Annotated in this window: 23 protein-coding genes and 1 pseudogene; 19 read left to right on the top strand and 5 right to left on the bottom strand. The window is 61.6% G+C overall.

Annotation, left to right across the window (positions count from 1 at the left end; translation table 11 throughout):
• The first annotated feature begins 53 nt into the window (after nucleotides 1-53).
• The 4 genes from FHT87_RS06925 to FHT87_RS06910 are packed head-to-tail and all read left to right on the top strand — an operon-like array spanning nucleotide 54 to nucleotide 3,537.
• The gene (locus tag FHT87_RS06925; RefSeq protein ID WP_183800496.1) at nucleotides 54-1,142 is read left to right on the top strand and encodes a fatty acid desaturase family protein; all 1,089 of its coding nucleotides are present in this window, start codon (nucleotides 54-56) and stop codon (nucleotides 1,140-1,142) included.
• A gap of 22 nt (nucleotides 1,143-1,164) precedes the next feature.
• Nucleotides 1,165-1,479 carry a MocE family 2Fe-2S type ferredoxin gene (locus FHT87_RS06920; protein ID WP_183800493.1) on the top strand — a complete coding sequence of 105 codons (315 nt, stop codon included), beginning with the start codon at nucleotides 1,165-1,167 and terminating at the stop codon, nucleotides 1,477-1,479.
• Between the two features lie 8 nt (nucleotides 1,480-1,487).
• Nucleotides 1,488-2,714, top strand: a complete 1,227-nt coding sequence (locus tag FHT87_RS06915; protein WP_183800490.1) for an FAD-dependent oxidoreductase — start codon at nucleotides 1,488-1,490, stop codon at nucleotides 2,712-2,714.
• Between the two features lie 19 nt (nucleotides 2,715-2,733).
• Entirely contained in the window at nucleotides 2,734-3,537 is an 804-nt protein-coding gene (locus FHT87_RS06910; RefSeq protein ID WP_183800487.1) for a 3-methyl-2-oxobutanoate hydroxymethyltransferase, read from the top strand.
• Between the two features lie 36 nt (nucleotides 3,538-3,573).
• Here the strand turns inward: FHT87_RS06910 and FHT87_RS06905 are convergent, their stop codons facing one another.
• On the bottom strand, nucleotides 3,574-3,885 hold the full coding sequence (locus tag FHT87_RS06905; RefSeq protein ID WP_183800484.1) for a type II toxin-antitoxin system RelE/ParE family toxin: 312 nt from the start codon (nucleotides 3,883-3,885) through the stop codon (nucleotides 3,574-3,576).
• Nucleotides 3,882-4,127, bottom strand: coding sequence for a type II toxin-antitoxin system ParD family antitoxin (locus tag FHT87_RS06900; RefSeq protein ID WP_183726604.1), 246 nt, complete (start codon nucleotides 4,125-4,127; stop codon nucleotides 3,882-3,884). The genes FHT87_RS06905 and FHT87_RS06900 overlap by 4 nt, the downstream gene beginning before the upstream one ends.
• Nucleotides 4,128-4,281: 154 nt before the next feature.
• Here FHT87_RS06900 and FHT87_RS06895 point away from each other — a divergent pair, with 154 nt between their 5' ends.
• The 10 genes and pseudogenes from FHT87_RS06895 to FHT87_RS06850 all read left to right on the top strand — a co-directional run bounded on the left by FHT87_RS06895 (nucleotide 4,282) and on the right by FHT87_RS06850 (nucleotide 13,659).
• Nucleotides 4,282-5,178: a hypothetical protein gene (locus FHT87_RS06895; RefSeq protein WP_183726602.1), complete on the top strand. Its 897-nt coding sequence runs from the start codon at nucleotides 4,282-4,284 to the stop codon at nucleotides 5,176-5,178.
• A 71-nt stretch (nucleotides 5,179-5,249) separates the two neighbouring features.
• Nucleotides 5,250-6,221, top strand: a complete 972-nt coding sequence (gene nadA, locus FHT87_RS06890; RefSeq protein ID WP_183800481.1) for a quinolinate synthase NadA — start codon at nucleotides 5,250-5,252, stop codon at nucleotides 6,219-6,221.
• Nucleotides 6,218-7,762, top strand: a complete 1,545-nt coding sequence (locus FHT87_RS06885) for an L-aspartate oxidase (protein WP_183800478.1) — start codon at nucleotides 6,218-6,220, stop codon at nucleotides 7,760-7,762. The genes nadA and FHT87_RS06885 overlap by 4 nt, the downstream gene beginning before the upstream one ends.
• Nucleotide 7,763: 1 nt before the next feature.
• Nucleotides 7,764-8,663 (top strand): carboxylating nicotinate-nucleotide diphosphorylase, encoded by a 900-nt coding sequence (gene nadC / locus FHT87_RS06880; protein WP_183800475.1) that lies wholly within the window; start codon nucleotides 7,764-7,766, stop codon nucleotides 8,661-8,663.
• A gap of 29 nt (nucleotides 8,664-8,692) precedes the next feature.
• Nucleotides 8,693-8,911, top strand: a pseudogene (locus FHT87_RS06875) (glycerol-3-phosphate dehydrogenase); the annotation flags it as partial.
• Nucleotides 8,912-9,116: 205 nt separating this feature from the next.
• Nucleotides 9,117-11,069, top strand: coding sequence for a BTAD domain-containing putative transcriptional regulator (locus tag FHT87_RS06870; RefSeq protein ID WP_183800469.1), 1,953 nt, complete (start codon nucleotides 9,117-9,119; stop codon nucleotides 11,067-11,069).
• Nucleotides 11,070-11,171: 102 nt separating this feature from the next.
• Nucleotides 11,172-11,315 carry a hypothetical protein gene (locus FHT87_RS06865; protein WP_183800466.1) on the top strand — a complete coding sequence of 48 codons (144 nt, stop codon included), beginning with the start codon at nucleotides 11,172-11,174 and terminating at the stop codon, nucleotides 11,313-11,315.
• Nucleotides 11,316-11,328: 13 nt separating this feature from the next.
• Nucleotides 11,329-12,591: a YcaO-like family protein gene (locus tag FHT87_RS06860; protein WP_183800463.1), complete on the top strand. Its 1,263-nt coding sequence runs from the start codon at nucleotides 11,329-11,331 to the stop codon at nucleotides 12,589-12,591.
• Nucleotides 12,588-13,334 (top strand): TfuA-like protein, encoded by a 747-nt coding sequence (locus tag FHT87_RS06855; RefSeq protein WP_183726588.1) that lies wholly within the window; start codon nucleotides 12,588-12,590, stop codon nucleotides 13,332-13,334. Before FHT87_RS06860 ends, FHT87_RS06855 begins: the two co-directional genes overlap by 4 nt.
• Before the next feature lie 58 nt (nucleotides 13,335-13,392).
• Entirely contained in the window at nucleotides 13,393-13,659 is a 267-nt protein-coding gene (locus tag FHT87_RS06850) for a hypothetical protein (RefSeq protein ID WP_183726586.1), read from the top strand.
• A 45-nt stretch (nucleotides 13,660-13,704) separates the two neighbouring features.
• Here the strand turns inward: FHT87_RS06850 and FHT87_RS06845 are convergent, their stop codons facing one another.
• The 3 genes from FHT87_RS06845 to FHT87_RS06835 form a co-directional block, all read right to left on the bottom strand.
• A complete protein-coding gene (locus tag FHT87_RS06845; RefSeq protein WP_183726584.1) occupies nucleotides 13,705-14,112 on the bottom strand; it encodes a helix-turn-helix transcriptional regulator in 408 nt (135 codons plus the stop codon).
• 220 nt (nucleotides 14,113-14,332) lie between these two features.
• Nucleotides 14,333-15,157 carry an amidohydrolase gene (locus FHT87_RS06840; RefSeq protein ID WP_183800460.1) on the bottom strand — a complete coding sequence of 275 codons (825 nt, stop codon included), beginning with the start codon at nucleotides 15,155-15,157 and terminating at the stop codon, nucleotides 14,333-14,335.
• 76 nt (nucleotides 15,158-15,233) lie between these two features.
• Nucleotides 15,234-16,019: an IclR family transcriptional regulator gene (locus tag FHT87_RS06835; protein WP_183726580.1), complete on the bottom strand. Its 786-nt coding sequence runs from the start codon at nucleotides 16,017-16,019 to the stop codon at nucleotides 15,234-15,236.
• A 227-nt stretch (nucleotides 16,020-16,246) separates the two neighbouring features.
• Between FHT87_RS06835 and FHT87_RS06830 the strand changes: the two genes are divergently transcribed.
• The 5 genes from FHT87_RS06830 (at nucleotide 16,247) to repB (ending at nucleotide 21,584) form a co-directional block, all read left to right on the top strand.
• Nucleotides 16,247-16,387: a hypothetical protein gene (locus tag FHT87_RS06830; protein ID WP_183726578.1), complete on the top strand. Its 141-nt coding sequence runs from the start codon at nucleotides 16,247-16,249 to the stop codon at nucleotides 16,385-16,387.
• Nucleotides 16,384-17,118, top strand: a complete 735-nt coding sequence (locus FHT87_RS06825; protein ID WP_183726576.1) for an SDR family oxidoreductase — start codon at nucleotides 16,384-16,386, stop codon at nucleotides 17,116-17,118. The genes FHT87_RS06830 and FHT87_RS06825 overlap by 4 nt, the downstream gene beginning before the upstream one ends.
• A gap of 63 nt (nucleotides 17,119-17,181) precedes the next feature.
• Entirely contained in the window at nucleotides 17,182-18,459 is a 1,278-nt protein-coding gene (locus FHT87_RS06820) for an L-fuconate dehydratase (protein WP_183726574.1), read from the top strand.
• A gap of 721 nt (nucleotides 18,460-19,180) precedes the next feature.
• Nucleotides 19,181-20,401 (top strand): plasmid partitioning protein RepA, encoded by a 1,221-nt coding sequence (gene repA, locus FHT87_RS06815; protein ID WP_183726572.1) that lies wholly within the window; start codon nucleotides 19,181-19,183, stop codon nucleotides 20,399-20,401.
• Between the two features lie 190 nt (nucleotides 20,402-20,591).
• The gene (gene repB, locus FHT87_RS06810; RefSeq protein ID WP_183726570.1) at nucleotides 20,592-21,584 is read left to right on the top strand and encodes a plasmid partitioning protein RepB; all 993 of its coding nucleotides are present in this window, start codon (nucleotides 20,592-20,594) and stop codon (nucleotides 21,582-21,584) included.
• Nucleotides 21,585-21,723 lie beyond the last annotated feature (139 nt).

Raw genomic sequence — 21,723 nt, 5'->3', positions numbered from 1 at the left:
CGCCTTCCGAAGTCAACTTATTCTCTGGGTCAGGAGCTGAGCAGGAGGACGGCATGGCTGGCGAGGCAAGAAAACGCGATTACAGCCTTTTGGGCGAGAGCGGCCGCACAGCGGTCGAAACCGGGCTGGCGGCGGCGCAATGGTATCACACCGATATTGCCCGCAAGGAGATGAAGGCGCTGATGCAGCGGTCCGACGCGACAGCCATCCGCGACACGGCCCTCTGGCTCGGCAGCATGGTGGTCTTCGCCGCGCTCGGCATCTATTTCTGGGGCTCCTGGATCGCCGCGCCCTTCTTCCTCGCTTACGGCGTTCTCTACGGCTCTGCTTCCGACAGCCGCTGGCATGAATGCGGCCATGGCACGGCCTTCAAGACACGCTGGATGAACGACGCCGTCTACCAGATCGCCTGCTTCATGATCATGCGCAATCCGGTGACCTGGCGCTGGAGCCATACGCGCCACCATACCGACACCATCATCGTCGGCCGCGATCCCGAGATCGCGGTCATGCGCCCGCCGGATCTCTTCCGGCTGATCCTCAATTTCTTCGGCATTGTCGATGTCTGGCATGCGATCGTCGACATGATCAGAAATTCGGCCGGCATCATCAGCGCCGAAGAGAAAACCTTTATTCCCGAGATGGAGCAGCCGAAGGCGATCCGCATCGCCCGCGTCTGGCTGGCGATCTATGTCGCCACAACAGCGCTTGCCGTTTACACCGGCTCGATCCTGCCGCTGATGCTGATCGGCCTGCCGCGTCTCTACGGCGCCTGGCATCACGTGTTGACCGGCCTGCTGCAGCATGGCGGGCTTGCCGACGATGTCATCGACCACCGGCTGAACAGCCGCACCGTCTACATGAACCCGATCAGCCGCTTCATCTACTGGAACATGAACTATCACGTCGAGCATCACATGTTCCCGATGGTGCCCTATCACGCGCTGCCAAAGCTGCATGCGATGATCAAGCACGATCTGCCGGCACCCAATCCGTCGATCTGGTCCGGCTACCGGGAAATGATCCCGGCCTTTTTGCGCCAGCTTCGCAACGAAGACTATTTCCTGAAGCGCGAACTGCCGGCGACGGCGCGGCCCTATCGCGAGGAATTCCACGCCGAACTGGCGCCTGCAGCTCAATAACAAGATCAAGGGAGGGTTAGAGATGAGCGGAAACTGGATCGAGGTTTGCGGCAAGGATGAGATCGACGAGGAAGATGTCATCCGTTTCGACCATGGCGGACGCACCTTCGCGGTCTATCGCAGCCCCGACGACGAATTCTTCGCCACCGACGGGCTCTGCACCCATGAGCAGATCCATCTCGCCGACGGGCTCGTTATGGACGAGATCATCGAATGTCCCAAGCATAATGGCCGCTTCAACTACAAGACCGGCGAGGCCAAGGGCGCACCGGTCTGCGTCAACCTGAAGACCTATCCCGTCAAGATCGAAGACGGTTCCGTCTTCATCGCGATCTGAGGTGCGTCATGGCCCATCTCGTCATTATCGGAGCAGGCGAATGCGGCGCACGCGCTGCCTTTGCGCTCAGGGAAAAAGGATTTGACGGCGAAATCACGCTCGTCGGCTCCGAACAGCATGCACCCTATGAGCGGCCGCTGCTTTCCAAGGCCGGGCTTTCGGGCAGTGCCGATCCGAAATTCATCGTGGCACACGAAACCTATGCCGCAGGCAATATCCGCCTACTGACCGGCGTAACCGCAACCGGCCTCGATGCCGAAGCTCATCGTATCACCTTGTCGGATGGCAGCCACCTTACTTTTGACCGGCTGCTGCTTGCGACCGGCGCCAGCGCCCGCGGCTTTCCGAACGTACCTGCTGAAAGCAGCCATATCCGCTCGCTGCGCACCCATCATGATGCGCTGACGTTGCGCGCCATGCTGCAGCCCGGCAAACGGCTTGCGGTCATCGGTGGCGGCTTCATCGGGCTGGAGGTCGCTGCGAGCGCCCGGAAGCTTGGCGCCGATGTGGTTCTCATTGAGGGGCTGGAGCGGGTGCTGAAGCGCGGCGTTCCCGAGGATATCGCCCAACTCGTTGCCGAACGCCATCGCGCCGAAGGCGTCGATCTGCGCTGCGGCGCTTCCATCGAAGCGCTGTCGGAGCAGGAGGGTAAGGCCGTCATCCGGCTTTCACCCGACGAGACGATCGAGGCCGATCTGGCGCTTGTCGGCATCGGCGCGCGGCCGAATGTCGAACTCGCCGAGGCGGCCGGTCTGGTGATCGACAACGGTGTCGCCGTCGATGACCGGCTGCGCACATCCGCGCCCGATATCTTTGCCGCCGGCGATTGCTGCTCTTTTCCCCTTGATATCTACGGCGGCCGGCGGGTGCGGCTGGAATCCTGGCGCAACGCACAGGAACAGGGCACGCTCGCCGCCGCCAATATGCTCGGCGCTGACACACCAATCTCAGCCGTGCCGTGGTTCTGGTCAGATCAGTATGACATGGTGCTGCAGATTGCCGGGCTTGCCGATGGCGCGGTTACGCATCTGCGCCGTGATCTCGGCGAAGGGGCCTTCATCCTCTTCCACCTCGATGCTGAGGGCCGGCTCCTTGCCGCAAGCGGCATCGGGCCGGGCAATGCGGTGGCGCGCGACATCAGGCTGGCGGAAATGCTGATCGCCGCACGCGCCCATCCCGATCCCGCCGCGTTGACCGCCAGCAATGTCAAGCTGAAGACGCTGCTCGCCGCCTGATGATTCAAAGGATATTGCGATGAAGAAGCATAATCGCGCGACGGTCGCAGACCTGCTCGCGCTCAAGGGAAGGCGCCAGCTCACCATGCTGCGCATCACCTCGCTCGAAGAGGCGGAAGCTTCCGAAAAGGCCGGCATCGATATGGTCTCGGTGCCGCCCGCTCTGCTGGGACCGGCTTTTCGCGAGGCAGCACCCTCGCCCTTTGCCATTCCCGGCCTCGAATATGGCGATCTCGTCTCCGCTGAAGAGCATATGCGCGAAGCCTTCAAGGCATTGAAGGCGGGCGGCGATGCCGTCTATTGCGCCGCAAGCCTGCAGACCATCCGCCGCATGCGCGACGAAGGCATTCCCGTCTGCGGCCATGTCGGCCTCGTCCCATCGAAAGCCACCTGGACCGGCGGTTTCCGCGCGGTCGGCAAGACGGCGGCGAGCGCCTTCGAGGTCTGGCGCCAGACGAAGGCGCTCGAAGAGGCTGGCGCCTTCGCAGCCGAGATCGAGGTCGTTCCAGGTGATGTCGCAGCGGCGATTTCCAACAACACGTCGATGCTGATGATCTCGATGGGTGCCGGCCGCGGCTGCGATGCGCAATATCTCTTTGCCGACGACGTACTCGGCGCCAACCGCGATCACACGCCGCGCCACGCCAAGGTCTATCGCAACTTCGCCGCCGAATATGACCGGCTGCAGCGCGAGCGCATCGTCGCCTTCACCGAACTGGCCGAGGATATCCGCTCCGGCGCCTATCCGGAAAAGCGCCATCTCGTCGGCATTGACGAGGTAGAGTTGCGCAATTTTCTGCATCGGCTGGAAGCGGAGAGGTGAGAGCCTGCGGGTTCCCGTTCGCGCAGAAAAGCGCCGTCAATGCAAAGGCGTCTCACCAAGCCGCGCTTCCACATTCATGCGCTTGTGCAGGATACGGACGATACCAGTCCGGCCGTCTTCAAGCACTCGATAGAACAGGAAGTGCGAATTGACAGCGAGCTTGAACACGCCCGGCCAGATATCGTCGATCGGCCGTCCGCTCCGGGCGCCTGATCCCAGAGCTTCGCAGACGTTGCGAATATTGTTGATATAGCGCTCCGCCTGCTCCTGGCCCCAGTTGTCGAACGTGTAGTCCCAGATATCCTCAAGATCGGCGACGGCGGCCTTGGAAAGGATGTAGCCTTTCATTTCCTCCGGGTCCGGCGTTTCCGGTCGAGGAATGCATCGAATTGGAAATCTTCGGCTTGGCCGCTATCAATACCGGTGCCGATCGCGTCGCGCAGCGCCTTCACTTTGGCCTCGTGCTCCTCCAGAAGCCGCAGGCCGGCGCGGATGACCTCGCTCGCCGAGCCGTAGCGGCCCTCAATAACCTGCCGTTCGACAAAGCCCGCAAAATGATCACCCAAAGCAATGGATGTGTTTTTGGACATGAGAACCTCCTTGTTACTACCAATATATACCAAAATTTGGTAGTCCTCAATTCAGCGCGAGCCTCTTTGCTGGGGAGGGTGCGAGCCTGTGATTGGCATCGGTGCCGCCCTATGTCAGAGAATAGATCCATCAGGAACAGATTCTCAGGCGCCGGTGACGATAGGCTTTGCCCATGCAGAATTGATCGCGGTTCTCGTCGCTGTGACGGGCGACGAGCCGCGCGTCATGACGATCCGCAATGGCGATGCGCTGCCGTCAGGCCCCTTCGAAATGGGCCATCGCACGCTGCAATCGGGCCTGCGCGAATGGATCCAGGAACAGACCGCTCATCCCGTCGGTTTCCTCGAGCAGCTTTACACTTTCGCCGACCGCGACCGGAACAACGATATCCAGGGCGGTCGCACCATCTCGATCAGCTATCTCGGCCTCGTCAACGAACAGTCGGGCGCCGGGCGGCCGGGCTGGCATGGCTGGTATGAATATTTCCCCTGGGAAGACCATCGCGACGGGCGTCCCGCCATCATGGACGAACTCATTGCGCGGCTGCGTCTCTGGGCCGATGTCGATCCTATCAGGCGCGAATACCGTCATCGCCGCGCCGATTTCACCTTCGGGCTCGATGGCGGCGGCTGGAACGAGGATCTAACGCTGCAGCGCTACGAGCTGCTCTACGAGGCAGGCCTCGTTGCTGAGGCGGGTTGTGGCAAGGCCGACAATCTCGGCCGGCCGATGTTTGCCGATCACCGGAGGATTCTCGCAACCGGTATCGCCAGACTAAGGGCCAAGATCAAATATCGCCCTGTCGTTTTCGAACTCATGCCTGAGAGCTTCACCCTGCTGCAATTGCAGCGGACCGTCGAAGCGCTGGCCGGCCTGACCCTGCACAAGCAGAACTTCCGCCGCCTGATCGAGCAGCAGGAACTGGTGGAGGAAACCGGCGAGGCGACGAGTGAGACCGGCGGCCGGCCGGCCAAGCTCTTCCGCTTTCGGCAGACCATCCTCGAAGAGCGCGCGCTCGCCGGAACGAAATTACCACTCTCCCGCAATTGACATATGCTCATTATGAGAATATCTCTTCGCGCATGATATGCTCAAATCGAGCATAATTGATGGAGCCGGCCATGAACCACCTCGTTTCCGCGTCTTCCCTCTATGACCGCGTCAGCCGCGTCATTCCCAAAGCCGAATGGATGACGTTTCAGGACGATGTCGATGCGATCCTCGAGCTGAAGCGCAAGCGCAACGCCGTCATTCTCGCGCATAACTACCAGACGCCGGAAATCTTCCATGGCGTCGCCGATATCGTCGGCGACAGTCTGGCACTCGCGAGAAAAGCAATCGAGGTCGATGCCGACGTGATCGTGCTCGCCGGCGTGCATTTCATGGCCGAAACGGCAAAGCTGCTGAACCCGGAAAAGACGGTGCTGATCCCCGATATGGGCGCCGGCTGTTCGCTGGCGGACTCCATCACCCCTGAAGATGTCGCGCTGCTGCGCCAAGCCCATCCGGGCGTGCCCATCATCACCTATGTCAACACATCGGCCGCCGTCAAAGCCGCCTCGGATATCTGCTGCACCTCGGGCAATGCCAAGAAGGTGGTCGAATCCCTCGGCGTACCCAGGGTGCTGATGATCCCGGACGAATATCTTGCCCAGAATGTCGCCAAGGAAACCGATGTCGAAATCATCGCCTGGCACGGGCATTGCGAGGTGCATGAACTCTTTACCGCCGATGATGTGCGGCAACTGCGCGAAAACCATCCGGGCGTGATGGTGCTTGCCCATCCCGAATGCCCGCCTGAGGTCGTCGCCGAAGCCGATTTTGCCGGCTCGACGGCCGTCATGTCCGATTATGTCGGGCAGAAGAAGCCGGCCCGCGTCGTGCTGCTCACCGAATGCTCGATGAGCGACAATGTCGCCGTGCATCATCCCGATGTCGAATTCATTCGCCCCTGCAATCTCTGCCCGCACATGAAGCGCATCACGCTTTCCAATATCCGCACAGCGCTTGAGGAAAACCGCCATGAGGTGACGGTCGATCCCGCGGTTGCAGCAGCTGCCCGGCGCGCTGTCGAAAGGATGCTTTCGATATGAGCGAGATTGCTGACCAACTAACCGGCCGCACCGTCATCGTCGGCAGCGGCCTTGCTGGATTGATGACGGCGCTGACCCTTGCTCCGCAGCCGGTTGTCATCGTCACCCGCGCCGGTCTTGGCGCGGAGACATCGAGCGCCTGGGCGCAAGGCGGCATCGCGGCCGCTTTGGGGGCTGATGACAGCGCCGCGCTGCATCTTGCCGATACGCTCGCTGCCGGCGACGGGCTTTGCGATCCTGCAATCGCTGCCGGGATCATCGCCGAGGCGCCGGATGCCATTGCCGCGCTGGAACAGGCGGGCATGCGCTTCGACCGGACGGCGGATGGCGCCTTGTCGCTGGGGCTGGAAGCAGCCCATAATCGCCGCCGCATCGTGCATGCGCAAGGCGATGGATCGGGTGCGGAGATCATTCGTGCGCTTGTCGCCGCCGTTATCGCGACACCCTCCGTCACCGTGCTGGAAGGCCTGGAAGCCCGTCGTATCCTGACGGATGAGGAGGGCGTCACCGGCCTCGTCTGCGCCAGCGAAAACAATGCGATTCTCCTGGCGACGCGGCGGATCGTGCTTGCGACCGGCGGCATCGGCGGGCTCTATGAAGCGACCACCAATCCGACCGGCAATTTCGGGCAGGGCATCATGCTGGCGGCCCGCGCCGGAGCAGAACTCGCCGACATGGAATTCGTGCAGTTCCATCCGACCGCGCTCGATTCCCGCCGCCGGCCCCTGGCGCTCGTCAGCGAAGCCGTGCGCGGCGAGGGCGCCGTGCTCGTCAACGAGCGTGGCGAACGTTTCATGGCTGGCGTATCGGGCGCAGAACTTGCCCCGCGCGATGTAGTGGCGCGTGCCATCAGCGCTGAACTGGCGCGCGGCGGGCGGGTCTTCCTCGACGCCCGCGAGGTGCTTGGCGATCGTTTCGCCGCCCGCTTCCCTGTCATCGACGCGCTCTGCCGGGAGGCTGGCATCGACGCGAGCCGCCAGCTCATCCCCGTTCGTCCCGCCGTCCATTATCACATGGGCGGGGTCGCGACCGATGCTGCCGGCCGCAGCTCCGTTGCCGGGCTCTGGGTTGCCGGCGAGGCAGCCTCTACCGGCCTGCACGGCGCAAACCGGCTCGCGAGCAATTCACTGCTGGAAGCCGCCGTCATGGGCATGCGTGCCGCGCGCGACATTCTCTCGATGCCGGCCGCAAAGCCGTCGGTGCCTGAGACCGGTATTGCGCTGCCGGCCGCGGCCGATCCTTCACTGGTCCGGCCGATCGTCTCGCGCCATCTCGGCGTGCTGCGCAATGCAGGAGCGATCCATGGCGCCATCGCAAGCCTGCTGCCGCTTGCCGAAGACGATGGCGCGGCCTCCGATCCCGCCGTCGTTGCGCTGTTGATTGCGGTTTTCGCCAGCCTTCGGGCGGAATCGCGCGGCGCCCATGCGCGCACCGATTTCCCGCTGAAGCGCGCCGAAGCCGCACGGCGAAAGATGACGCTGGCCGAGGCTCTGGAGATTGCCCGGGCCACCGCTTCCCATCCCCTTGCAAGGAGTGCCTGAGATGAACCTCGCTTCCCTTCCGCGCGTCATTGTCGAGCCGCTGGTGCGCGCCGCCCTTGCCGAGGATCTCGGCCTTGCCGGCGACATCACCTCCGCTGCCGTCATCCCCGAAGACCATCGCTCCACGGTCGTCATGGCCGCTCGCCAGCCGGGTGTCGTTGCCGGCCTCGATGCCGCCGAGCTTGCCTTCCAGCTCATCGATCCCGCTATCGCAGTGAAGCGGCATCTGTCTGATGGCGGCGCCGTCCAACCGGGCAGCGTCATCGCCACCATCGAAGGTCCCTCGCGCGGGCTGTTGACGGGCGAACGTACGGCGCTGAATTTCCTCGGCCATCTCTCCGGCATCGCAACGGTGACGGCGGGCATCGTCCAGGCAATCCGCGGCACCAAGGCCTCTGTCGTCTGCACCCGCAAGACGACACCGGGTCTGAGGGCGCTGGAAAAATATGCCGTGCGCGCCGGCGGCGGCATGAATCATCGCTTTGCGCTCAATGATGCGGTGCTGATCAAGGACAATCACGTCGCCATTGCCGGCGGCATTTCGCAAGCCATCCGCCGCGCCAAGGCCGGTGTCGGCCATATGGTCAAGATCGAAGTGGAGGTCGACACGCTCGACCAGTTGCACGAGGCTATGGGCGAGGGGGTCGATGCCGTGCTCCTCGACAACATGACGCCCGATCAGTTGCGCGAAGCAGTCGACATCGTCGCCGGTCGCGCGATCACCGAGGCTTCGGGCCGCGTAACGCCGACAACGGCGCCAGCGATTGCCGCTTCGGGCGTCGACCTGATTTCTGTCGGCTGGCTGACGCATAGCGCCCCGGTGCTCGATATCGGCCTCGACTTCGTCGAAGCCGCTGCCGAGAGCGCAACACCATTGCGCCGGCTTGCTCAGGCCTTCTAGTCAGGCCGGCCGACAAAGCCTCAAGCCGGCTGATGCTGGGCAGCGCCCAGAAGATCGAGAACCCCGGCAGGCTCTTCGGTGCCGATCTCTGTGAGGCCGAGATCGAATATCTCGTCCAATACGAATGGGCCAGGCACGCGCAGGACGAGCTCTGGCGGCGCAGCAGGAAGGGGCTTAACCTCTCGGCCGGGCAAGCGGCGGCATTGGACGAATACATGGCGGCAGCGCCGGTCCGCATGGCGGGATGACGCTCCGAAATAGAGCAGCGCCTCCCGTCCATATGCAACATTCGTAAAGTATGTTGACAGCAAGCACCGGCCAGGACCGTAAATATTCGATGAAAATCTTGCCCCGGCAAAGCAAAAGCGCTTCCCGTTGCCCGCTATTCACTCTAACATTAGATAACTGGTCGGTGCGCTCGGCGCATTCCGGCTTTTGAAGGTGAGAACCGTGATGGACGGGTCAACCGGGGAAGTGAAAGCGAACAGACTATGTCTGCTCGGCAGGCCGCGATTGTTGGCCGCCGGGGCTGAGCTGCCCTTGCCCGAAAAGTCCTATTTCCTATTGGCAATGTTAGCGCTGTCGTCGGAACCGCTGGTCGACCGCGAAACCATCCGATGCCAGCTCTGGCAATCCGAACTCCCCGAAAAGCGGGCCGGCAGCCTGCGCCAGCTTCTGTCGCGCATCGAACAGAGCATTCCTGAAAACCTACCGCCCTTGCTCACCGCCACGCGCACCCATCTCGGCCTCGCGCCCGGCTGGGAGATCGACCTCGATATGCTCAAGCGGAAGGATGTGCTGGGGCGACAAGAAAGCGGCATCCTGCATGGCGAACTGCTCGAAAGCGTCAAATCTCCGACGCAGGGGGCAGAAGACTGGCTGACCTTCGAGCGCCAGCGGATTAACGAAACGCGCTCGGCGCATCTTGTCCGCCTTCTGGAAAACGAAGACGAACGCCCGGACGAGGAACAGATCGCCTTTGCCAAACGCCTGATCGAGCTCGATCCCGCCAATGAGATCGCTTGCCGGGCGCTGATGCGCGCCCATGCCCGCATGAACGACCTGCCGGCGGCGCGTCAGGCCTATTTGAAGTATCGCAGCCAGCTCAAGGACGATTTCGACATCGAGCCGGACGAGGCCACGGCAGCGCTCGCCCGCGAACTCGGCATCCTGGCCACAGCACAGCCGGTGACGGAACGTCCGCGTCCCGCCTCCGAGCTGCTGATCGATCCGGCCGGCCAGCCGCGCATCGTCATCCTGCCGCCAGAGAGCATCTTCACCGATCCGCTGATGGAGCGTGTCGGCCGCGCATTGCTCGAAGATGTCACGATCGGGCTCAGCCAGCAGCGCGGCTTCAAGGTGATCGCCGCCCATACGAGCCTGGAAATGCTGAGCCGCGCGCTCGATCCGTCGCGCCCGACCATCGGCCCGCTCGACCTGTCCTTCGACTATGCCGTTTATGTGACGATCCAGGGGCGCGACGAGGATGTCTATACCACTTGCCGGCTGACGCGCACCTCGACATCAGAAGTGCTTTGGGCGGTCGAAATTCCTTTTGCGATGCAGAAGATCAGCGAAGCCTTCAGCCAGCTCACGCGGCGCATCGTCATGACGCTCGCCGATACGATCGAGCGCTACGAACTGGCGATGCCGCTCGGCGACGTGCCGGCTTCGGCCTATCGCCTCTATCTCGAAGGCAAGCGGCTGATTGCCCAGACCGACCTGCAGCACCTGCGCCAGGCGCGCAGATGGTTCAAGTCGTCGCTCAGCCGTTACGAGCATTTCTCGCCGGCCCATGCCGGCATGTCGCGCGCACTCGGCATGGAATGGCTGATCCGCGGCATGCACGACCGGGACCTGCTGGATGAAGCCTACGCCTGCGCAAGGATGGCACGGCAGACCGACCCGAACAGCGGCCGGGCCTATCGCGAGCTCGGCTTCGTGGCGCTTTATCGCCGCCGCTTCGAGGAAAGCCTCGAAATGTTCGAGCAGGCGCGCGAGCTCAATCCCAACGATGCCGACATCCTTGCCGATTATGCCGACGCGCTGCTGCACAATGCCGAATTCGACAAGGCGCTGGAATTGAGCAAGGCAGCCTTCAAGCTCAATCCGCTGCCGCCGGATTATTATTACTGGAACCTCGGCGGCATTCATTTCGACCGCGAGGAATATGAGGAAGCGATCGAGGCGCTGGAGCCCGTGAAGACCAAACAGGCTACGGCCCGGTTGCTCGCTGCCTCGCACGCCATGGCCGGTGACCTCAAGAAGGCGCAGAAATATGCCAAGGTCGTGCTTGAGAATTTCCCGGATTTCCGCAGCGAGAATATCCGTCACTTCATACCCGACCGCGAGCAAGTTCACACGAACAGGCTGATTCATGCCCTTCAGCTGGCCGGATTGCCCTGATAGCTCGCATTTTAACAATGCCTGTAACGCTTGAATGACGCAGGCAATGCTCTCTTCCAATGGTTAACGGCGGCCAGCCGCCCAACCTTTTGGAGAGAGATCATGAAGACCGTTGAAACCAACGCCGCAATCCAGACCCCGACGCTCCGTTTCTCCGCTGCCGCCAAGGCTGCCATGAAGCAGGAGGAACTCAGCGTTTCACCGAACGGCCTTGAAAACCTGACGCACGCCCTGAAATTCCGTTAAGGAATAGCAGCTGATGTCAGCATTCACCGAGCTTGCTTTGCTTGCCGAAGACCTTCAGCGGTCATCGGCAGGCGTCAACAGCTACCACGACCGGTCGATGACCCCGGCGCAGACCTTTGCGGCGATCAAACCGCATCTGCGCGATTTCGGGATTACCCGCGTCGGACTGCTGACCGGGCTCGACGTGCTGAACATTCCGGTTGCCTTCGCCACACGGCCGAACAGCCACACGCTGTCGGTTTTCCAGGGCAAGGGTATCGACAAAGAAGCGGCGATGACCTCGGCTGCCATGGAGGCGATCGAGACCCGGATTGCCGAAACCGTACCTGCCGACCTGACGCTCGCCAGCCTCGAGACCATGAAGGCCGAACGGGCCGCGATGATCGACCTCGACAGCGTGGCGCGCTGCGCCCCCGACGAGATCGACAACGCTCAGATCCCCTGGTGTTCGGGCCTCGACCTCCTCTCGGGCAGCACCAGTTTCGTGCCCTGGTGGCTGGTCGGCCTCGACCATCGAGGCGCCCGCCCGCCGGGCTTCGAACAGTCGAGCGACGGCCTTGCGTCGGGCAATACGCCGGCCGAAGCCGTGCTGCACGGACTCTGCGAACTCGTCGAGCGCGATGCCTGGGCTCTCACCCAGCTCAAATCCCCCGAACAGCTCAAGCAGAGCAGAGTCGATCCGCTCGCCTTCGGCGATGCCGTCATCGACGTCATGGTCGATCGCATCCGCCAGGCCGGCATGCGCCTGCTCCTGATCGACATGACCACCGATATCGGTGTGCCTGCCTTTCTCGCCGTCATCATTCCCGGCAATCTCTCCGATCGCGTCGATGCCCGCTGGGCTCAGGTCTGCGGCGGTTGCGGCTGCCATCCCGATCCGGTGCGCGCGGCTCTTCGCGCCATCACCGAAGCTGCCCAGAGCCGCCTGACCGCCATTGCCGGCAGCCGTGACGATTTCTCGCCGAAGATCTACCAGCGCATCGATCGCAGCGCCGGCATGCGTCAGGTCGTCGATCTCTTCAGCAATGATGCGGCGCTGAAACCATTCCCGATGCGCCCGCAACGTCCGATGACGATCCAGAATACGATCCGCCACATTGCCGGCCGGCTGAGGGCCGCGGGCGTCAGTCAGATCATCGCCGTGCCGCTGCCGCATCCGACCCTTCCGGTTTCCGTCGTGCGCGTGATCGTGCCGGGCCTCGAGGTCGATATCAGCGGCCAGTACATCCAGCTCGGCCTGCGCGCCGTCAACGTCATCAGGGAGGCCGCGGCATGAAGGTCCTCTTCGTCGGTCCGAGCCTTGCAAGCGAAATCGCCGAGGCGCGCAAGCAACATCCCGATATCGATTTCCGCCCGCCCGCAGCCTGCGGCGACATTCTGAAAGCCGTGCATGAGGGGGCGAGCGCAATCGGCCTGATCGACGGCTATTTCGGCGATCTGCCGTCCGTCTGGCACAAAGAAATCCTCTTTGCGCTGGAAAAGGGCATTGCCGTTGCCGGCGGCTCCAGCATGGGCGCGCTGCGCGCTGCCGAATGTTCCGCGTTCGGCATGGTCGGCATCGGCTCGATCTTCGACGATTACGAATCCGGCGAGCTCATCGATGACGAAGCGGTGGCGCTCGTCCATGCACCGCAGGAACTCGGTTGGCTGCCGCTTTCCGTCCCGTGGGTCGATTTCGAGCCGACGATCGAAGGCCTCCATGCCAGGGGCGAGATTTCCGTCAGCGAGCGCAAGAAGCTGCTGCTCGCCGGCCGCTTCCTGCATTTTTCCGAGCGGACCTACGCCAAGGTGGTCGACGAGTGCCACCTCGCCCGCAAGCCGCGGCGCGACCAGATCCTGGCAGCGATCCGCGCCAATCGCGTCGAACGCAAGCGCACCGACGCACGGCTCGTGCTGGAATGGCTGGAAAAGGGAGGCTTTGCGTTAGCAAAGCGTGACTGGAGCTTTGCAGCAACCTCGCATTGGGAGCTGCTGCAGGCCGAAGTCACGCGGCAGGCGCCGCCTGTAACGCTCGAATAACGGTTCCGCGCCGAAGATATCCTGGGTGGGGATTTAATGATCGTCGAGGGCGGAAACAATGTTCGAAAAAAGGGACCAGGGTGCAGGCAGAGAATACGCAAGACTCTTCCGGCTGCTGTCGGCAGCCAAGGACGAGGCTGAAAAACTTCAGCTGCGCAATCTCATGCACCTCACAAACATGGCGCTGCTGCAGGTCGTCATCGATTGGGACGGCATCGATCCGGATAGGGAACTCGATGCGAACCTCGAAAAACTCGTCGGCAGCAAAGCCAAGATCGCAATGAAGGACGCTGGCGAAAATCTGATCGTGATCGAACGCCATTAATCCCGATGCGGGTGCGACTGATCGCTAAAAATTCAGGCCGACGTTTTACTCCGCAGCGTCGGCGTCCATCTGCTCGGTGCTGGCGATTGCCTGGACGAGCTTGAGGATTTTCTTGCGAAGCTGCTCGTTCTTGATCGAGAAGAAGGCAGCGTTGAGCTGGACGCCTTCACGCGAAATGACGAATTCTTCGCTCGGAGCGGGATTATCGTTTGCGTTGGCAGCGGTGGCCGTCAAGTCGTCGAAGAAGGTTCTGACATCGACGCTGAGCGCGCCGGCGATTTCGACGAGCATACTGGCGGAGACGCGGTTGGAGCCCTTTTCGTACTTTTGGATCTGCTGGAAGGTCACGCCAACACGATCGCCCAGTTCCGTCTGAGAAACCTTTCTCAGCAGTCGCTGTATGCGGATCGTCTTGCCGACGTGAACGTCCACGGAATGCGGTTCTTCTTTCATCTGATATTCCCTCCTGCGAAAGCCGGCCCGACAACTTACACGGCCGGCAGTAACAACTTTTAGCCGAGTTAGTTCAACCTAGCAATTGTTTGGATGTAGTTTCGGCTGAGCCAAAACATCGCGCCATCCGAGAGCCCCTACGGATTGCACGTGGTGACGGATCACCGGAGTTGAAAATCCTGCAGAATTCGTCTCTGAGGCGCACAGCTACAGGAAGAGTTCAAAGTTTCCACAGCCGCTGTGCATTGCCGTGAAGCAGCTGCGAACGCTCCGTTTGCGCCGTGCCCGACAGCACGGCCTGCGTCGCCGCGACCCAGGTGGAAAGGCCGTTCGCCAGCGTGCAGACAGGCCAGTCGCTGCCCCAGACCACACGATCCCAGCCGAAGCTCGATATGACATGCTCGATATAAGGACGCAGATTTTCCGCCGTCCAGGTTGCCGGATCGGCATTGGTGACGATGCCGGAAATCTTGGCGGCGACATTCGGCCGCCGGGCGATTTCGGCAACGCCGCGGCTCCAGGGCTCGAAGGCGTTCGACTTGATATCCGGATTGCCGCAATGATCGAGCACGAACTGCACGTCGGGCGCGGCGTCAGCGAGCGCCACGACCTTGCTCACCTGATGCGGCAGCGTGCAGAGGTCGAAGGTCAGGCCGGTGCCGGAAAGCCTTCTGACATTCTCGCGGAAGAGCGCGCCTTCCGAGATATCATCAGGCACCACATGCAGCACGCGCCGGAAGCCCTTGACGAAGGGATCGGCTTTCTGGCGCTCCAGATAGGCGGCAAAGCCATCTTCTTCCGGCCGGCAGGAGACGATCGCGCCGGCCACGAGATCACCGAGGCGGCTGATATAATCGGTCTCGGCCTGCATGATGACCGGATCGACATCCACCTCCATGTGCAGCACTTTGGTGATGCCGCAGCGTTTGGCCTCGGTCGCGTAGGTCTCGTAGAGAAAATCGCGGTCGAGATCAGGCACATTGGCAAGCCAGGGATAGTTCAGCGCCGACCGGTCGATGACGTGCAGATGGGTGTCGATGAACACGCTCTTCTCCTCCAAGAGTGGTTGGCAGCAACCTATCTTTGGTGAATGAATTGTTCAAATAGAAATTCTGTTGATCTTAACCCGGCACGGCGATCGTAGCGCCGGCAAGCGCGGAAAGCTCGGCCGCCGTCTTCTGCACCATGCCGATCGCCTGGGTGATATCGGGTGCCGCCGGCGCATTGACGAGAGCGATGTAGGGGCAGGTCAGCGCCGCAATGCCGCGTCCGTCCGGCCCCAGGACCGGCGCCGAGAGATTATAGACACCGGCCGTCTGGACGCTTGCCATCATCTCATAGCCACGCTCACGGATCTGGTTCAGCCGCTCGTGAAATTCCGGGCCGAGATCGACCTCCTCGCGGCTGCGCACATGCTCCGAGATCATCATCTCGCGCTCCTCGTCGCTGCGGAAGGCGAGCAGCACATGGCCGGAGCCGGTATCGAACAGGCTGATATGGGAACCGACGCGGATCGACAGGCCCCAATAGTCCGGCGCCTCCTGCTGGGCGATGACGACGGCAGAACCCCGGTCGAAGACCGCCAGATGGTTTGCCTGGCGGGAGCGCTGGGCGAGATCGCGCATCAGCGGCGTCGCATAGGAGGCGAGCCGGCGCACCGGCGCATGCAGCTGTGCCAGGCCGAAGAGCTTCAGGGTGAGCGAATAACGGTCGCCATCGAGCCGCGTCACGTAACCGCGCTTCACGAGACGGTCGAGCATGCGGTAGAATTCGTTCGGGCTGCGCTCCAGCCGCTTGGCGATTTCCGCCTGCGTCAGGCCGCTATCGACGCCAGCCAGAAGTTCGAGAATATCGAGACCCTTGTCGAGCGCCGGAGCGCGATAGCGATCTGACTCTTCGGTCTCCATTCTTCCCTCCTGTGAATATCATTCTGCATATACGCAGACAGGCGGGCGGAAAAGAAAAAGTTCGCGCTTGACCGTGAAGCTATCGTCTGTTTGTCTATAAACAGACAAATCAAGTCTGAAGACATCGCTCGGCATGGTTCGCACGCCGGACGACCGAAATTCCCGGAAAGCTCGCCAAGGCGAGATCAAAATAAGATGACGGGAGAGGGAGGAAAGCCATGCAGTGCATGGATATCGTGATCGCCTGCATAAAACCGCCTTTGCCGATGAGGCAGATGGTCGAGCACGGCCTTTATCCTGACCGATCCTTTTCCAGTATTTTCAGCACCGTCGCCCGCGCGCGCAATCCCGAAGAGGCCATGACATGATAAGCAATCTTTCCGGCAAGACCGTTCTCATCACCGCTGCCGGTCAGGGCATCGGCCGTGCGACCGCGCTCGCCTTCGCCGCTGCCGGCGCCAAGGTGCACGCCACCGACATCAATACCGACGCGCTGGCGACCTTGGCCGAAGAGAGCAAGGTTTCCACTCACAAGCTGAACGTGCTTGAAGACGAGGCGGTCAAGGCGCTGGTGGCAGAGATCGGCGCCGTCGACGTGCTCTTCAACTGCGCCGGCACCGTCCATAACGGCTCCGTGCTCGACATGAAGGATACCGATCTGGAATTTGCCTTCGATCTCAACGTCAAGGCGATGATCCGCACCATCCGCGCGGTGCTGCCGGGCATGCTGGAGCGCAAGGATGGCGCGATCATCAACATGTCATCGGTCGCATCCAGCATCAAAGGCGTGCCGAACCGCTTTGCCTATGGTGTGACCAAGGCAGCCGTGATCGGCCTTACCAAGTCGGTCGCTGCCGATTACGTGACGCAGGGCGTGCGCTGCAACTGCATCTGCCCCGGCACGGTGGAAAGCCCGTCGCTGCAGGACCGCATGCGCGCCCAGGGCGATTATGACACGGCGCGCGCCGCCTTCATCGCCCGCCAGCCGATGGGCCGCCTCGGCACGCCCGAGGAGATCGCCGATCTCGCCGTCTATCTCGCCGGCGCCACCTACACGTCCGGCCAGGCCTACGCCATCGACGGCGGCTGGACGATCTGACTTTTTCGCACGACCGGCTCGTTCGAAGGCAAGAATGCCGGCCCACTCAACGGGAAGAAGACCATGACCCGCATCACCGATATCAGCGTCTACGACCTTCGCTTTCCGACCTCGCAAAGCCTCGATGGTTCCGATGCGATGAACCCCGACCCGGATTATTCCGCCGCCTATGTGATCCTCGAAACCGACAGAGAAGGCCTCGCCGGCCATGGCCTGACCTTCACCATCGGCCGCGGCAACGATATCTGCTGCGCGGCGATCGAAGCGATGCGCCATCTGGTCGTCGGCACCGAACTTTCCGAGGTGAAAGCCCATCCCGGCAAATATTGGCGGCATCTGACCAGCGACAGCCAGCTTAGATGGATCGGGCCGGAAAAGGGCGCCATCCATCTTGCGACCGGCGCCATCGTCAATGCGGTGTGGGATCTCATCGCCAAGGAGGCCGGCAAGCCGGTCTGGCGCCTCGTTGCGGATATGCCGGCCGAGGAGATCGCCGATATCGTCGATTACCGCTACCTCACCGACGTGCTGACGCGCGACGAGGCAATCGCCATCCTGAAAAAGGCGGAAGCCGGCAAGGCCGCACGCATCGCCACGCTCGAGAAGGAAGGTTATGCCTGCTACACGACCTCGGCCGGCTGGCTCGGCTACGAGGACGAGAAGCTGCGCCGCCTCTGTCAGGAGGCGATCGATGCCGGCTTCAACCATATCAAGATGAAGGTCGGCCGTGATCTTGAGGACGATATCCGCCGCCTGAGGATCGCCCGCGAGGTGATCGGCCCGGACCGTTACCTGATGATCGACGCCAACCAGGTCTGGGAGGTCGGCCAGGCGATCGACTGGGTCAACCAGCTCTCCTTCGCCAAACCCTTCTTCATCGAGGAACCGACGAGCCCTGACGATGTCGCCGGCCACCGCAAGATCCGCCAGGGTATAACACCGGTGAAGGTCGCGACCGGCGAGATGTGCCAGAACCGCATCATGTTCAAGCAGTTCATCGCCGAAGGCGCGATCGATATCGTGCAGATCGACTCCTGCCGCATGGGCGGGCTGAATGAAGTGCTGGCCGTCTTGCTGGTCGCCGCGAAATTCGGCCTGCCGGTCTGGCCGCATGCCGGCGGTGTCGGGCTCTGCGAATATGTGCAGCACCTGTCGATGATCGATTATGTGGCGGTATCGGGCACCAAGGACGGCCGCGTCATCGAATATGTCGACCACCTGCACGAACACTTCCTCGATCCCTGCATCATCAAGGACGCCGCCTATATGCCGCCGACGCGGCCGGGCTTCTCGATCGAGATGAAACCGGCCTCGATTGCCGGCTATACATTCCGCGAATAGGGTACTTCTGAGAGGCTGGCTGTCCCCCTCTCGCTGGGGATAGCCAAACGCCTGTCATTGCAAGAGGGCCTGAAATCTCTTATGATTGGGTGGTAAGCGAGTGGTTCATAAGGAGCCTTCTTGCGAGCCGTGGCTAGCCCATTTAGCGTGTTGCTAATGCGCTGTTTTTTCTCACATCTTCGATCGATACGGAATCAATAAAGCGGATTGATTCCGTTACCTCTGTGTTCGATTTTGGCACGATCGGCGTCCTGAAAATAATGTGAGCAGGAATTTCACTCGTCTCTGCTCCCTCACACCCGGCTGAATTGCCCAGGGAGAAAGCGTCATTCTCCGTCGTCAATGCCCACGCAGTCGCCGCGACCGGGTCCTTTCGCGTCGCAAAGCCATGATCTTTCGCCGGCAAAGTTTAGGAATCGGTAATAGCTGATTCTTTCCAATGGGATGCGCCAGACCACTTTGGTAGGATCAAAACGGTCGCGTCGCCAGTTTCATCCCAGAAATCATATGAGGGTGACACAGCTTTGCCAAACACTGCGGATTTCTGTTAACATACAGAGATATCAGGAGAAATTGTAATCCTTCTGTCGTAATATGCTGATCACCGCCCCGCTCGCTAAGGTCTTGTTTCACCGGGGCACCTTGCCAGAATCGCTCCGATCGGTAATCGTCACGGATGAAAGGCCGTTTCTGGCGTTTTTCCGTGATGAAAGATTAGAGCGTGAGCAAGCCACAAAGGACTTCTCGGACCCTTCAGCGTAGCGTCGACGAGACGATCGGCGCCCATGCGTCGACGATCAGTTCGCAGCTGCAGGCGATCAGCGAAGCCCTGTTTCCGCCGACCGCAAGCAAGACTTTGCGCCGCTTCACCTCAGGCGAGGCGGCCAAGCTGATCGGTGTATCGGATTCGACCTTGCGAAAGATGACGCTTGCCGGGGAAGGCCCGCAGCCCGATGTCAGCAGCAACGGCCGACGCCTTTATTCGCTGCGCCAGCTCAATGAATTGCGCGCCCTGCTCGCCGCCTCCGCCCGTGGCCGCGAGGCGCATGACTTCCTGCCGCACCGCAGGGAGAACGAACATCTCCAGGTCATCGCCGTCACCAATTTCAAGGGCGGGTCGGGCAAGACCACGACATCGGTGCATCTTGCACAATATCTTGCCCTGCAGGGCTACCGCGTGCTCGCCCTCGATCTCGATCCGCAGGCGAGCATGTCAGCCATGCTCGGCGTCATGCCGGAGACCGATGTCCGCTCGAACGAGACGCTTTATGCGGCGATCCGTTACGACGAGGAGCGACGCGCCCTCTCGGAGGTTGTGCGCAAAACCTATTTCGATGGGCTGGATCTCATTCCCGGCAATCTCGAACTCATGGAATTCGAGCACACGACGCCGCGCGCGCTGATGCGCGGCTCCCGGGATGGCGAAGGCGTGTTCTTCATGCGCGTCGCCAAGGCGCTCGAGGATGTTGGCGAACATTACGACGTCGTCGTACTCGATTGCCCGCCGCAGCTCGGCTACCTGACGCTGAGCGGCCTTTGCGCCGCAACGTCGATGATCGTCACCGTGCATCCCCAAATGCTGGATGTGGCCTCCATGAGCCAGTTCCTGCTGATGACGCATGACCTTCTCTCCGTCGTGCGGGAAGCCGGCGGCGAGCTCAATTACGACTTCATTCGTTATCTGCTCACCCGCTACGAGCCGCAGGATGCTCCACAGACGAAGGTCGCGGCCCTCTTGCGCAATCTGTTCGACGATCACGTCATGATCAACGCGATGGTGAAATCGGCGGCGGTCTCCGATGCCGGCCTTACCAAGCAGACGCTCTACGAGATTGGCCGCGAGAACCTGACCCGCTCGACCTATGACCGGGCGATGGAAGCGCTCGATGCCGTCAACGGAGAGGTCGAGACGCTGATCCGGCAGGCATGGGGGCGCACATGACGTTCTCGCCGATCAACACCGATTCATCTGGTTTGAGCGGGCCGGCCGACCTGTTGGGAACTCCCAACGGAGGTCGCCGCGTGAGCACCTGGCAGAAATCCGACCATCGGTCGGCAGCCCATGAGCATGTTGGGAGCTCCCAACTGCGCTCTTTCGGCTTGCCCGCATCCAATTGGAAAGGAGAGAATTGATGAGCAGACGCGATACTGTCAATTCGATCTTCATGCGCAAGGCGGATATGCCGGCGCCTTCCGTCGGTGTCGAGAAGAACCCTGACCGCGTACGCGCCGGAGCCGTCTCCGCCATGGGTGCCTCGCTGCAGGAAATGACCGAGGCGGCGCGCGCCGCCGGCCGGCTGCAGGCCCAGATTTCATCCGGGTTCTCCGTTCTTGAGATCACCCCCTCGGATATTTCCAATTCGTTGATCAGCGATCGTATCCCAGTCGAGCGCGATGCCGAATTCGACGCTCTGGTGGCAAGCATTGCCGAGCACGGCCAGAAGGTGCCGATCCTAGTCCGTCCCGACCCTGAAAAGGAAGGGCAGTATCAGATCGCCTACGGCCGACGTCGCCTGCGTGCTGCGGCAAAGCTCGGGCTCAAGGTCAAGGCGATCGTTCAAAACTTGAGCGACAACGAGTTGGTGATTGCCCAAGGCAAGGAAAATCTCGACCGGCAGGATCTCTCCTTCATCGAGAAGGCGTTGTTTGCCCATCGCTTGGAAGAAGCGGGTTACGCCCGCGATGTCATCATAGCAGCACTCTCGACCGACAAGGCCGATCTCAGCCGTTACATCTCCGTTGCCCGTGGCGTGCCACAGACGGTGATCATGGCGATCGGTCCCGCACCGAAAGCGGGCCGCGCACGGTGGCTAGCTCTCGTCGATGCGGTCTCTTCCTCGCCGAAAAAGGTGGAGGCGATCATCGAAGACGATGCCTTTGCCGATCTCGACAGCGATCAGCGCCTGCAGCGCGTATTGTCGAAAATGGCTGCTCGCGATGCGAAGAAGGCGACGGGCGAGACCTGGAAAACGCGGCAGGGCCAGAAGGCAGCGCAGATCGAACGCTCCGGAACCAAGACGCGCATCACGTTCGATGAGCGCATGGTGCCTGAATTTGCCGATTATCTCACGACCCGTCTGGATGAGCTCTTCGAGGAGTTCGGCGCCGTCAGGTCACAACGATAACTGTTGGCGGGTTAGGCCGCTGACGAGGATTTGACTGTTAGGAAAAGGAGCCAATAGGCAAAGAAAAAGGCCCCCGAACAAAACATCCGGAAGCCCTCTTCTCTCGTTTAGCACCTAGAGAATCGCACTTCCCGGAATC

The sequence above is a fragment of the Rhizobium sp. BK316 genome (genome assembly GCF_014193695.1).
Classification (GTDB): domain Bacteria; phylum Pseudomonadota; class Alphaproteobacteria; order Rhizobiales; family Rhizobiaceae; genus Rhizobium.
The sequence above is the reverse complement of the archived record's forward strand: the minus strand, read 5'-3'. Positions and strand labels throughout refer to the sequence as shown.